The sequence below is a fragment of the Corynebacterium confusum genome, from assembly GCF_030408715.1.
GTDB lineage: Bacteria > Actinomycetota > Actinomycetes > Mycobacteriales > Mycobacteriaceae > Corynebacterium > Corynebacterium confusum.
On record NZ_CP047202.1, the window covers coordinates 2,241,957 to 2,254,978 of the forward strand.

Genomic DNA, 13,022 nt, shown 5'->3' on the forward strand with positions numbered 1-13,022 from the left:
GCCGGGGCGCACGAGAATCTCGCCGGTGCGCACGAGAGTTCCGATCAATTTTTCTCCGCGGGAGCGCGCTGGCAGACCACAACTTGCTCGGAACTCTCGGTGAAACACGCTTGCAAGCCCCTACGCCCCTGAAACCCACGCCTTTCCCTTTTGTTGATACGTCCACTGGAATGGCGGGCATGAAAGCCTTCGGATTCTTAAGCTTCGGACACTACGCATTCGGCAACCAGCGCGGCCCCTCGGCCAGCAAGGTCGCCCGCATCCACCTCGACCTCGCCCAGGCCGCGGACGAGCTGGGCGTGAACAACGCCTCCTTCCGAGTGCACCACTTCGTTCCCCAGGGCTCCGCCCCGATGCCCCTGCTGGGCGCGGTGGCCGGCAGCACCAAGCGCATCGAGGTGGGCACTGGTGTTATCGACATGCGCTACGAAAACCCGCTTTACCTGGCCGAGGAGGCCGCCGCCCTGGACCAGATAGCCGACGGACGCGTCGCGCTGGGCATCTCCCGCGGCGCGCCGGAGGTCGCCGAGCGCGGCTGGGAGGCCTTCGGCTACCGCTCGCAGGCCCCCAACGGCGCCGACCTAGCGCGGGCAAACTTCGAGTGCTTCCTGACGGGCATCGATGGCGCGGGCATGGCCACCGCAGCGCCCCTGGACCGCCAGTACCCGAACATGTTCCAGCCGGGATCGCAGCTGCCGGTCTTCCCGCACTCGCCCGGGCTGCGTCGCAATATTTTCTGGGGGTCGGGCACCTACCAGTCGGCGGAGCAGGCCGCCCGCGACGGGGTGAACCTGATGTCGTCCACCCTGGTCTCGGAGACCTCCGAGCAGACTCTGGGCGAAATCCAGGCCGAGCAGATCCGCCGCTACCGCGCGGCCTGGGCCGCGGCGGGCCACGATTGGGCCCCGCGCGTGAGCATCTCCCGGTCCATCTTCCCCATCGTCGACGGCGCCGACCACCAGCTGTTCGGCATGCAGGCCACCAGCCACGACCAGGTCGGCATCCTGCCGGACGCGGGCGCGTCCACCTTCGGCCGCACCTACGCGGCTGAGCCGGACAAGCTCATCACCCAGCTGCGCAAGGACCCGGCCATCGAGGCCGCCGATACCCTGCTGCTGACCATCCCGACCGCCATGGGCTTGGAGACTAACGTGAAGCTCCTGGAGAACTTCGCGCAGCACGTCGCCCCGGAGCTGGGCTGGCAGCCCAACACGGAAGGCCCGGTCACCGGCTACGAAATCTAGCCCGCCCGCGTCGGCCGGCCGCTCCGGCCCAGTAGACTGAGGGCATGAATTCGCGTGTGGAAACCTACGGGCTAGCGGCTGCGTTTTCCCTGGAGGAAGCCGCGGAGCTTATCGAAGCCAGCCACCCGGACGCCGAGCGCCTCCACCGCGCGGTGCACGAGAACCTGTTTGTCGACGTGGTCGAGTCGCGCCAGGTCTTCTCCTGGGACCAGCACCGCGTCCACGCGGACTTCCTGCCCGCGCTGGCCTGGCTGGTGCGCTCCGTGCGCGTCGAACCGGGCGAGCTGGTCATCCCCGCCGCGGTCACGAAGCGGCTCGAGGACATGGCCCGCGCGCACCGCCGCCACGGCTTCCCCGCCGAGCTTTACTCCACGCTCGCCAGCGCCTTTGGGAAGGCGCTGCGGGATGTAGGGGCATCGACGACCATTTCGCGGCGGCTTTCCAGCGTCTTCACGCAGGTCTGCGAGGTGATGCGCGCGGCCCACCACGCCGCGGACATCGCCGGCATCCCGCCGGCCTACGCGGGCCGCGTGGTGGCGGTGGACAAGCCCAACCGGGCGACCGCCGTTGTGCACGTGGAAATCGGCACGGCCCTGGAGTGTTCGCCCGGCCAGTCCGTGCCCGTGACCTCCTCCCTGCTACCCGGCACCTGGCGGGAGATGACCCCGGCCGCCCCAGTGGATGCGACCGGGCAGCTCGAGTTCCACCTGGCCGCGGCCGGCGATGCCTCCACCTCCCTCATCCGTTCCCACCCCGGGGATTGGTGGACGCTCGGCGCCCCGGCCCAGGATTTTCCGGCCGGGGCCGGCAACGCTGAAGTCCTGGTCAGCCGCAGCACCGGCTGGGCCGCGCACAAGGCCCACCTCCTGGCGCTGTGGGCCAACGTCGCTGCGGGCAGGGTGCCCGAGCCCGCGCGCATCGATGTCATTCGCCTGGCCGAAAGCCCCGGCGCCTTCTACGACACCCATTTCCAGGAGAATTTCGCCGCGCTGGCGCCCTGGGTGCGCTTCCACCACCTGGCGGAAAGCCCGCGGGATCCGTGGCTGCTGAGCCCGGCGGATCCGGCGCAGTCGCTCGACGTCACCGTCACGGACGATGGCGCGGCGGCCATCACCGCCATCGCCGGCGGGCGGGACACCCACGTGGTTGGCCCGGGCATTACGCAGTTAGCCAGCCGCGTGGGGGCGCGAGCCGCGGACTGGCAGCCGGCGGGTTTCCAGGCCTAGCCGCCAGCTGGTCTAGGTCCGCGACTCCAGCACCGGCAGGGCGCGGCGCGTTTCTGCGACCTCATCGGCGTCAATGTCGGCGTAGATAATCTCTTCCTCGTAGCCGGCCTCGGCCAGGCGCTTGCCCTGCGGGTCCACGATGACCGAGTGGCCGATGCCCGTGGGTCCGGAAGGGTTGCCCGCCTCATCGTTGCCGCCCGGGCGGGCCTGGCCGGCCGCGCACAGGTAGCTGGTCGAGTCCAGCGCGCGGGCCGCGGACAGCAGGCGCCACTGCTCAAGCTTGCCCGGTCCGTCGGCCCAGCTGGTGGGCACGACGATGAGCTGCGCGCCGCGCTGGGCCAGGGCTCGGAACTGGTCCGGGAAGCGGATATCGAAGCAGACGGCCACGCCGACGGTCCACTCGCCCACCTCGAAGGTCACGAGATCGACGCCGGGGCGCACGGTGTCGGATTCGCGGTAGTCGAAGGCGTCGTAGGTGTGGATCTTGGCGTAGCCGCGGTGGATATCGGGTCCGGTAATCAGCGCGGTGTTGTAGACGCGGTTGATGGTCTTGTCGCCCTTGACGTAGCTGTCGGCGGGGCTGAACATGCCCGCCACCACGGTCACGTCGAGTTCGGTGGCGAGCGCGTGCAGGCGCTGAGCAAATTCACCATCTAGGTCCTGGGCCCCCTCGTCGAGGCGACCCGTGGCGAAGGCCTGCATGGTCGCCTCGGGCAGGACCACCAACTGCGCTCCCTCTGCCGCCGCTTTGCGTACCTGACCTTCGGCTTTGGCGAGGTTTTCCGCCCAGTCGGGCCCGGTGGTTACCTGGACTGCTGCAATCTTCATGGTCTCCACACTAGGGGGATATCCGCCGGGTTGCGAGAAAAATCCTGGCCCTCGATCCGTGACAGCCCTAGCGCCGGCGTGGACAAGACCTTCAGACTGAAGGCATGAACCAGTTAACTATTAGTAGCTCTGCCCGTGATTTAGTCCGCCGACAACTATCCGACTCCTACCCTTACCCGGCGCAGGAGACCTCCCCGCCGCTGGGACGCTACGGCGCCCGGACGGCGGCGGTCCTCCACCGCGCGCACGCCGCCTGGAACGCCCGCACCACCGGCTGGGAGGCGCGCCGCCGGGAACAATTAGCCGACCTCGCCCGCTTCCTCGACTACGCGGCGGGCATCGATGAGACGCTGGTTGCCGCCTTCAAAGGTGGGCAGCACCGATGACGACCTCGCTCGCCCTCCGGCAAGCAGCCGGGAGCCTAGACGCGGCCAGCGGAACGCTCGCGGACCGCTCTGCATATCTTACCCATGATGGGGCTGCGCTATTGTGGGCTGGACTAAGCGGCGAGGCACCGCTGGTGGCCAGTCGAAACCTGCAGTACTACGCCCGGCAGCTCGAGCCCGAAGCGCAGCAAATGCGGCTGGCCGCCGGTCTGATGCAGGCTTACGCGGAGCTCCACGCCCGCCTGGAAGACCTGGAGGGCCGCGCCGTCTTGGCGCTAGGCGGAGCCGCGGCCACGCCGCTATTGATGGCCCTGCGCGGCATCGGCGACGGGCTGGACTGGGCGTGCGCGCGCAGCATCGACGCGCTATGCACGGGCACGCTGCCGGAGCCGCCGCAGTGGCTGGGCGATTTCGAGGACCTGAGCGTCGATGCCATCCACGAGCTCAACCTAGTGGCCTCCTCCGAATTCGTCCAAGAGTTCACCCGGGCCAACCCGGATATTCGGCTGCTGGAGGTCTCGGAAGGACGGATGGTGGCGATTGTCCCGCCGCCCGGGGAGCAGGTGTCCACCGAGCCGGCCAGTGTCACCACCTTCATCGAAGGGGTGGGCTCGGCCGATCCGGAGAAATGGCAGCGCACCATCGACAGGGCCCGCCAGATAGCCCAGGCCACGGGCGGGCCGGCCATCGCCTGGGCCGGTTACGCCGCCCCGCCCGGCCTCGCACACGGGGTCCACGCAGAACCCGCTCAGCGCGCCGGCCGCGACCTGGCGCGCTTCCAACGCTCGCTGCGGCAGCGCTACCCGGGCGCGCGGCAGACGGTGGTGGGCTACTCCTACGGCAGTGTCGTTGCCGGCTCCGCCGCCACCCAGCCGGAAGGCCTGGCGGCTGACGACCTAGTCCTGCTGGGCAGCCCCGGCGCGGTGGCCGAAAGCGCGCGTGACTACCGCCTGCACGGCGACGACCCGCAGGTGCATTCGCTAACAGCGAAGGGGGACCCGATAGACGCGGTCGCCTCACCGTGGGGCGGTATCCACGGCCCCGATCCCACCAGCCGCGGTTTCGGGGCCCGGCCCTGGCCCGACCCGGTTTATGGCGACCACGGTTCGTATTTCTCGGATCCCCGGTTCTTCGAGCACCTCGGCGACATCGCGCGAGGTAAGGAAGGAGGTTTTTAGAACAGGCCGGTTGGCTTCTCGGAGTAGGACACGAGCATGTTCTTGGTCTCCTGGTAGTGATCCAGCATCATCAGGTGATTCTCGCGGCCCAGGCCGGACTCCTTGTAACCGCCGAAGGCAGCGTGCGCCGGGTAGTTGTGGTACTGGTTAATCCACACGCGACCAGCCTGGATGGCGCGGCCGGCGCGGTAGCAGATGTTCTGGCTGCGCGACCACACGCCGGAGCCCAGGCCGAAGTTGGTGTCGTTGGCAATCTGGATGGCTTCGTCGAAGTCCTTGAAGGTCGCCACGGACAGCACCGGGCCGAAGATCTCCTCCTGGAAGATGCGCATGTCGTTGGTGCCCTTGAAGACGGTCGGCTCGATGTAGTAGCCGTTTTCCAGGCCATCGAGCTGGTTGACGTTGCCGCCGATGAGGGTCTCAGCGCCCTCGTCCGGGCCGATCTTCAGGTACTCGATGATCTTGTCCATCTGCTCCTGGGAGGCCTGCGCGCCCATCATGGTCTCGGTGTCGAGCGGGTGGCCGATCTTGATTTTCTTCACGCGCTCGATGGCCAGTTCCAGGAACTTGTCCGCGATGTCCTCGTGGACCAAGGCGCGCGACGGGCAGGTGCAGACCTCGCCCTGGTTCAGCGCGAACATGACGAAGCCCTCGACGCACTTTTCCAGGTAGGAGTCGTCCTCGTCCATGATGTCCGGGAAGAAGATCGACGGGGACTTGCCGCCCAGCTCCAGGGTGACCGGGATGACCTTGTCCGCGGCGGTCTTGTTGATGATCTTGCCAACCGGGGTGGAGCCGGTAAACGCAATCTTGGCGATCCGGTCGGAGCCGGACAGCGCGGCGCCGGCCTCGTCGCCTAGGCCGTTGACCACGTTGAGCACGCCCTCCGGCAGGATGTCGCCGATGAGATCGAGCAACAGGAGGATGGAGGCCGGGGTCTGCTCGGCGGGCTTGAGGACAATGCAGTTGCCGGTGGCCAGGGCCGGGGCGATCTTCCACGCGGCCATCAGGAGCGGGAAGTTCCACGGGATAATCTGGCCCACGACGCCGAGCGGCTCGTGGAAGTGGTAGGCCACGGTGTCCTCGTCCAGCTGGGAGATGCCGCCCTCCTGGGCGCGGATGGCGCCGGCGAAGTAGCGGAAGTGGTCCACGGCCAGCGGGATATCCGCGGCGAGGGTCTCGCGCACGGCCTTGCCGTTTTCCCAGGTCTCGGCAACGGCGATCTTCTCGAGGTTTTCCTCAATGCGGTCCGCAATGCGCAGGAGCACGAGGGAGCGCTCGGCCGGCGAGGTCTTGCCCCAGGTCTCGAAGGCCTCCTCGGCGGCATCGATAGCCAGGTTGATGTCGGCCTCTTTGCCGCGGGCGACCTGGCAGAAGACCTCGCCGGTCACGGGCGTGATGTTGTCCAAGTACTCGCCGTCGACCGGCGGGACCCACTGCCCTCCGATGTAGTTGTCGTAGCGCTCGCGGAAGTTAACAATTGCGTCCGGGGTGCCGGGGTTTGCGTACTGCGTCATGATGTGAAGTCCTTCAACTGGTAGTCGGCATTTACTGCATTTACTGCGGTCACTGTGAAGACATTCGCACGAAGCTCCGCTTAGTGAGCCCAGTCACGAAATCTTGCACGCCATCATATCCAGTTGGCCCGCCCGCCGCTAGGGTTTTCTTTTCCCTGCCAAACCAGTCGCCAAACCACCAGTTGAGAGAAGCAAAAATCTCTGCCCCCGGAGTCGGGGAACAGAGATTGGCTCGGCCGCGTAAACGCGCACGCTTAGGCCGAACGGTGCTTGCCGCCGCGGCGCGGGGACCACATGACCACGGAGGTCGAGCGCGGCACGTGGACCAGCTCGCCGCGCTGCGGCTGCCTCCCGCGCTTTTGTAATTCGGCGCGCAGCTGGGCGACCTCGTTTTCCAATTCGTCGCGCTCGGCGGCCAGCTTGTCGCGCTCCTCGGTGAGCTCGATGATCGCCTTGATGCCGGCCAGGTTGACCCCGTCCTCTTGGGACAGGTTCTGGATCTTGCGCAGCATCGAGATGTCGCGGTCCGAATAGCGGCGGCCGCCGCCGCTGGTGCGGGCCGGGGTGACCAGCCCCAGGCGGTCGTAGGTACGCAGCGTCTGGGCGTGCATACCAGACAGTTCCGCGGCCACGGAGATGACGTACATGCTAGAAAACTCGCTCATGGCTTCTCACCTCCTAGTTCCGCGTGGTGCCCCCGGCCCATCCGGCGCGGGGGTTGAACCCGGAGTCCTTCTCGGCCTGGGCGTAGGAGCGCAGCGCGCTGGAGGCGGCGGCGTCCAGATTGTTCGGAACCTTGACCTGGACGGTGACCAGCAGGTCGCCGGCCTTGCCGCCGCGGGTCGGGATGCCCCGGTTGCGCACGCGCAGCGTCCGGCCGTCCGGCGTGCCCGCCGGGACCTTGACGCGCACCGGGCTATCGAGGGTCGGCACCGTAATGGTGTCGCCCAACGCTAGCTCCGCGAACGAGACCGGGACCGTGATTTCCAGGTCGTCGCCCTTGCGGGTAAAGACCTGGTCGGGCTTGACGTGCACGGAAACGAACAGGTCGCCGGCCGGGGTACCGTTGGGCCCGGCCTCGCCCTGGCCCGCCAGGCGCACCTTCTGGCCGTCGATAACGCCAGCCGGGATGCGCACGGTGATAGAGCGGGTGCGGTGGACGGTACCGGTGCCGTTACAGCTCTCGCACGGGTCCGTGACGGTCTGCCCAGTGCTGCCGCAGTTCTGGCAGGGCGCGGAGAACCCGAAGCTACCGCGGTGTTCCGAGGTAAAGCCCGTGCCGTTGCACTGCGTGCAGGTGGTGGTGTGACCGGTCTTCGAGCCCGAGCCGTGGCAGGTGGTGCACGGGGCCTCGCCGCTGAGCTGCAGCGGGATGGTGCTACCCTTGGCGGCCTCGCGGAATTCGAGGGTTATTTCCGTTTCGACGTCCGCCCCGCGCGTCGGCCGAGCTGCGTGGCCAGCACCACCGCCGCGGTTGAAAACGCCACTGAAGATATCCCCAAAACCACCGCCTCCAGTTTGTCCAGAGTTCCCGAAGAGGTCGGAGAGGTCGAAGTCTTGCGCCCCGTGCGTTTGGCGAAACCCGCCGGGAAATCCGGCGCCTCCTGCCCGGCCGAAGCCGCCGCCCCTGCGCAGCATGGCCTTGAAATCGTCGTACTCCTTGCGTTCCTTCTCGTCGGAGAGGACGTCGTACGCCTCGGCGGCTTTCTTAAACTTCTCCAGCGCCTCCGGGTTGTCCGGGTTGGCGTCCGGGTGGTTTTCCCGGGCTAGCTTGCGGTAAGCGTGCTTAATCTCGCCAGCGCTTGCGGACGAGGAGACCCCCAGATCCGCGTAATAATCTTTGTCTGCCCATTCTGGCTTAGCACTCACTGGGCATCTCCTCCTTTCGAGGTGAAATAGTGTTTCTCAGCCTCGCTATGTGTTTACTAAAAATTTTATCTAAGACTAAATAAAAGGGGCGCCGAGGATAACCTCCCCCGGCGCCACCATTAGGAACTAACTCTGCTCGGACCCGTGCGAGTCCGCGCCGCCTTCCGCGTCGTCTGCGGATGCGGACGAATCACTGGGGTCGGCGATGGTGACCATCGCGTTGCGTACCAGCCGGTCGCCGACGCGGTAGCCGCGCCGCAAGACGGTGCCCAGCACCTTCTCGTCGCCGCTGGAGAGATCCTGCACTGCCTCGTGGATCTCCGGGTCGAAGGCGTCGCCCTCTTCGCCGAAGGCGGCGAGCTTCTGGCCCTGCAGCACGTTGTTGAGCTTGTCGGCCATGGATTTGAGCGGGCCGTCCTCCAAGTCCCCGTGCTGGCGGGCCAGCTCGAGGTCGTCGAGGATGGGCAGCAGCTGGGCGATGACCTGGGCCTTGGCGTTGTCAATAACGCCCTGGCGCTCGCGTTCGGTCCGACGGCGGTAGTTGGTGTACTCCGCGTTCAGACGCTGCAGGTCTTCGGTGCGCTCGGCCAGCTGTGCCTCGAGGTTCGGCTCCGCGGCCGCCTCGGGGTCGACATCGCCTTCGACGTCGGCCAGGGCCTCGTCCACATCTGCCTCGAGCGTGGGATCCAGCACGGCCTCTTCGGCGGCGTCCGCCTCTGCGTCGGCCTGGGCATCGGCAGCCTCGGCGGCAGCTTCCTCAGCACGGTCCGCCGAGGTAGCCTCCGGATCGGTGTTGTCCGGGTCGCCGGGGTTATCCGGCATTCCGTTGAACTGAGTCATTACTTGTCGCCATCCTTGTTGTCGGTGTTGTCGGTGTCCTCGTCCACGACCTCAGCGTCGACGACGTTCGGATCTCCCTGGGCACCAGCGTCACCGGACTGGCCTTCCTGGCCAGCCTCGGCAGCCTGTGCCTCGTAGATCTCCTTGCCCATCTCCTGGGAGACGGTGGACAGCTTCTCCACGGCGGACTTAATAGCCTCGATGTCGTCGCCCTTGAGGGCCTCGTCGACGGCATCGGCACCCTCGGTCACCTTGGTCTTGGACTCTTCGGAGACCTTGTCGGAGTTCTCGTCCAGGAACTTGCGGGTCTGGTAGGAGGTGGATTCCGCGTTGTTGCGGGTCTCCTGCTCCTCGCGGCGCTTCTTATCCTCTTCGGCGTGCTGCTCGGCGTCCTTGACCATGCGGTCAATCTCCTCCTGGGACAGGCCGGAACCATCCTGGATCTTGATGGTGTTTTCCTTGCCGGTGCCCTTGTCCTTGGCGGAGACGGAGACGATGCCGTTGGCGTCGATGTCGAAGGTGACCTCAATCTGCGGAACGCCGCGCGGTGCCGGAGCGATGCCGCCCAGCTCGAAGGAGCCCAGCAGCTTGTTGGCGGCAGCCATCTCGCGCTCGCCCTGGAAGACCTGGATCTGGACGGAAGGCTGGTTGTCTTCCGCGGTGGTGAAGGTCTCGGACTTCTTGGTCGGGATGGTGGTGTTGCGCTCGATGAGCTTGGTCATCACGCCACCCTTGGTCTCGATGCCCAGGGACAGCGGGGTCACGTCCAGCAGGAGGACGTCCTTGACCTCGCCGCGCAGGACACCAGCCTGCAGGGCGGCGCCCACTGCGACAACCTCGTCCGGGTTAACGCCCTTGTTCGGCTCGCGGCCGGTCAGCTCCTTGACCAGGTCGGACACGGCCGGCATACGGGTGGAGCCACCAACCAGGACGACGTGGTCGATATCGCCGACGGACATGTCAGCGTCCTTGATAACCTGGTTGAACGGAGCCTTGGTGCGGTCCAGCAGATCCTGGGTGATCTTCTGGAACTCGGTGCGGGTCAGGGTCTCGTCCAGGAACAGCGGGTTCTTGTCAGCATCCACCGTGATGTACGGCAGGTTGATGTTGGCCTGCTGGGAAGCGGACAGCTCAATCTTGGCCTTCTCCGCGGCCTCGCGCAGACGCTGCAGAGCCATCTTGTCCTTGGTCAGGTCGATGCCCTGGGCGCTCTTGAACTTCTCGACCAGCCAGTCAACGATGCGCTGGTCCCAGTCGTCGCCACCCAGCGAGTTATCGCCTGCGGTAGCCATGACCTCGACGACGCCGTCGCCGATTTCCAGCAGGGAGACGTCGAAGGTGCCGCCGCCCAAGTCGAAGACCAGGATGGTCTGCTCCTGCTCGCCCTTCTCCAGACCGTAAGCCAGCGCAGCCGCGGTCGGCTCGTTGACAATACGCAGGACGTTCAGGCCTGCAATCTGGCCGGCCTCCTTGGTGGCCTGGCGCTGCGCGTCCTCGAAGTAAGCCGGCACGGTGATGACCGCGTCGGTGACATCCTCGCCCAGGTAGGACTCAGCGTCGCGCTTCAGCTTCATCAGCGTGCGGGCGGAGATCTCCTGCGGGGTGTACTTCTTGTCATCAATGTCGACGGTCCAGTCGGTGCCGATGTGGCGCTTGACGGAACGGATGGTGCGGTCGACGTTGGTCACCGCTTGGTTCTTAGCGGACTGGCCGACCAGGATTTCCCCGTTCTTGGCGAATGCCACGACGGACGGGGTGGTGCGGGAGCCTTCCGAGTTAGCGATAACGGTGGCCTCGCCACCTTCCAGTACGGAAACCACCGAGTTAGTGGTGCCAAGGTCAATACCTACTGCGCGTCCCATAGTCTTTTCTCCTTCTAGTGTTTGTTTCTCATAGTTGATTGCCTGTGGCTCAACTTCTGACGAGTACGTCAGCCACTCTAACAGAAGTCTGCTCCAAGTTGTTTCAAACCTGAGTGCTGGCCACTCAATCTACACAACGCACCACCCATCAAAGTTGTTCCCACTCGACTCAACTTTTTATATCTTTTTCATTTTCCCAGCTCAGAGCATGTTGTCCACCTTCGGTTCCGCGAGCGTGTCCGAAAGTTACCTCCAATAAGTATCCGAAAGAAGATAGGCAAGAGGTTCAAAACTCGGCAGACTGTAAAGCACAGCAGCCGGGAACGGTCGCAACAGCAACGGGACTGGCTGGTTTTTCGACCACCCGGGCTGCTCCTATTCGAGAGATTCAGATTCTTCTACACCGAAAGGAACTCTTATGTTCGACTTCCTGACCGACCTCAGCTCCGCCATCGACTTCGAGCAGCTCATCAAGGGCATCTCCGACCTGATCGACGGCTCCTCCGAGGACTCCGCTTCTGAGGCAGCCGAGTCCACCGAAGCTGCTTCCAACTAAGCCTTAACCTCCACTAAATAGAGGCACGAGACTCTTTCACTGAACTTCCCCCGCCGCCCGAGTTCGCGTCGCTCCCAAAAGAGCATCGCATGGGACAAAACTCGGACGGCGGGGGTTCCTCTATCTTCAGCCCGTGGCACCAAACACTAGGCAGTAGGCACGAGCACCACAGCGCTAACGATGCCACCTGCCCCACCGCACCACGTCCGCCTTTCTGACTCCACCACTCCGGCTCCGCATAGCTCGGACGATCTCTTACGGACTAACGTTGAATACAGAACTTTCATCAAGACCGCACCTCGTTCCGCTCGCCAAAGGAGTCCGCTTGTCGGCACTACGACCCCTGCCTGCCCTGCGCAAGCTCCGATCCGTGATGACGCTGGAGCGCGCCGCCATCTTTGTGGGCGCCTTCTGTCTCATACTCAGCCTGCTCGGCGCCACCATGGAGCCGCCGGAACTCCAGCTGGTCTCCGTGGTGTTGGGAATCGCGCTGACCTGCGCGACCGTGGGGGCCTACCGCTACCCGCTGGCCATGACGGTGCTCTTCCTCATCATCTGGATCACCGCCTCTATCGGCACTCACAACACCTACCTCAGCTGCGTTTTCATTGTTCCGGTCCTAGTCGCCATCGTGGCCTACCACGGGCGGGTGTGGCTCACTGCGGGCGCCGGGCTGACGATGTGGGTGGCCGGCCTTATCGATCCGGTCTCAGACCAAACCACCGTCAACCTCCCCACCGCCGCGACCTGGGGCATGTACGTCAGCCTGGGCATAGTCATCGGCAGCGCTTACGGGCACTCGGCGCGGCGCTACAAGTCAGCCATGGTGGAATGGGACCGCGACGTCCGGAGGCGGCAAAACGATCTCGCCGAGATGCTCCATAACTCAGCCGTGTCCAGCATGACGGTCAACACCATGCAGCTGGAGGCCTTGAGCTTGGAATACGCCAAGGATCCCAAGCTAGCCGAGCGCCTCGACGAGCTCAGCGACTCCATGCGCTCGACGATGTCCGAGATCCGCGCTTTGACCAGCGTCCTGCGCAGCGCCAACGACGATCCCCAGTCCGTCCTCGGCATCGGCGACAAGACCGGCAAGAAGCCCACCACCTTCGCGAAGCTGCTGACCGAAGAAGCCAGCCGGCTCCAGAAGCTGAACAGGCATCCAAATACGACGATCATGCTGGACGATTTCGATCCCAGCTTCAGCCAGGACGTCCTCGACGCGGTCGCCGCAATCGTCAACGAGGCGTGCATCAACGCCGTGAAGTACTCCCCGCCGGGGGCAGAGATCAGCCTGACCGTCCGGCCCTACCTGGGATGGATTAGCCTGACAATTTCGAACCCGATCGCGACTTCCCGGGTGGCCGACAACTCCATGTCTTCGGGCATAGGCCAGGCCTCTATGCACCGGATCGCCACCACCATCGACGCCAAGCTCGCCAGCACGGAAGACGACGGCAACTGGGAGGTCACGTTATCTCTTCCGCCACATAGCTATACACGTCGGTGATCTCAC

General features: G+C 65.3%; 12 protein-coding genes. 6 read left to right on the plus strand and 6 right to left on the minus strand.

The window, feature by feature from the left end:
• The first annotated feature begins 179 nt into the window (after positions 1-179).
• On the plus strand, positions 180-1,244 hold the full coding sequence (locus tag CCONF_RS10405) for an LLM class flavin-dependent oxidoreductase (RefSeq protein WP_290223457.1): 1,065 nt from the start codon (positions 180-182) through the stop codon (positions 1,242-1,244).
• A gap of 44 nt (positions 1,245-1,288) precedes the next feature.
• A complete protein-coding gene (locus CCONF_RS10410; RefSeq protein WP_290223460.1) occupies positions 1,289-2,470 on the plus strand; it encodes a 2-polyprenylphenol hydroxylase in 1,182 nt (393 codons plus the stop codon).
• 12 nt (positions 2,471-2,482) lie between these two features.
• Here the strand turns inward: CCONF_RS10410 and CCONF_RS10415 are convergent, their stop codons facing one another.
• Positions 2,483-3,298 (minus strand): carbon-nitrogen hydrolase family protein, encoded by an 816-nt coding sequence (locus CCONF_RS10415; protein WP_290223462.1) that lies wholly within the window; start codon positions 3,296-3,298, stop codon positions 2,483-2,485.
• Positions 3,299-3,402: 104 nt separating this feature from the next.
• On the opposite strand from CCONF_RS10415, the gene CCONF_RS10420 reads away from it, so the two are divergent.
• Together CCONF_RS10420 and CCONF_RS10425 are read left to right on the plus strand one after the other, a co-directional pair.
• A complete protein-coding gene (locus tag CCONF_RS10420) occupies positions 3,403-3,684 on the plus strand; it encodes a hypothetical protein (protein WP_290223465.1) in 282 nt (93 codons plus the stop codon).
• Between the two features lie 134 nt (positions 3,685-3,818).
• Complete coding sequence (locus CCONF_RS10425) at positions 3,819-4,862, plus strand: alpha/beta hydrolase (RefSeq protein WP_290223469.1); 1,044 nt, start codon at positions 3,819-3,821, stop codon at positions 4,860-4,862.
• On the opposite strand, the gene exaC is transcribed toward CCONF_RS10425, so the two are convergent.
• The 5 genes from exaC to dnaK form a co-directional block, all read right to left on the minus strand.
• Complete coding sequence (exaC, locus tag CCONF_RS10430) at positions 4,859-6,379, minus strand: acetaldehyde dehydrogenase ExaC (RefSeq protein ID WP_290223473.1); 1,521 nt, start codon at positions 6,377-6,379, stop codon at positions 4,859-4,861. The genes CCONF_RS10425 and exaC overlap by 4 nt on opposite strands.
• 254 nt (positions 6,380-6,633) lie before the next feature.
• The gene (locus CCONF_RS10435; protein ID WP_290223475.1) at positions 6,634-7,044 is read right to left on the minus strand and encodes a heat shock protein transcriptional repressor HspR; all 411 of its coding nucleotides are present in this window, start codon (positions 7,042-7,044) and stop codon (positions 6,634-6,636) included.
• 13 nt (positions 7,045-7,057) lie between these two features.
• On the minus strand, positions 7,058-8,248 hold the full coding sequence (dnaJ, locus tag CCONF_RS10440) for a molecular chaperone DnaJ (protein ID WP_290223479.1): 1,191 nt from the start codon (positions 8,246-8,248) through the stop codon (positions 7,058-7,060).
• Positions 8,249-8,374: 126 nt separating this feature from the next.
• Positions 8,375-9,088, minus strand: a complete 714-nt coding sequence (gene grpE / locus CCONF_RS10445; RefSeq protein WP_290223481.1) for a nucleotide exchange factor GrpE — start codon at positions 9,086-9,088, stop codon at positions 8,375-8,377.
• Complete coding sequence (gene dnaK, locus CCONF_RS10450; protein ID WP_290223484.1) at positions 9,088-10,950, minus strand: molecular chaperone DnaK; 1,863 nt, start codon at positions 10,948-10,950, stop codon at positions 9,088-9,090. Before dnaK ends, grpE begins: the two co-directional genes overlap by 1 nt.
• Before the next feature lie 418 nt (positions 10,951-11,368).
• On the opposite strand from dnaK, the gene CCONF_RS10455 reads away from it, so the two are divergent.
• The gene (locus CCONF_RS10455) at positions 11,369-11,506 is read left to right on the plus strand and encodes a hypothetical protein (protein ID WP_290223486.1); all 138 of its coding nucleotides are present in this window, start codon (positions 11,369-11,371) and stop codon (positions 11,504-11,506) included.
• Positions 11,507-11,831: 325 nt separating this feature from the next.
• A complete protein-coding gene (locus CCONF_RS10460; RefSeq protein ID WP_290223487.1) occupies positions 11,832-13,016 on the plus strand; it encodes a sensor histidine kinase in 1,185 nt (394 codons plus the stop codon).
• Positions 13,017-13,022: the final 6 nt, after the last annotated feature.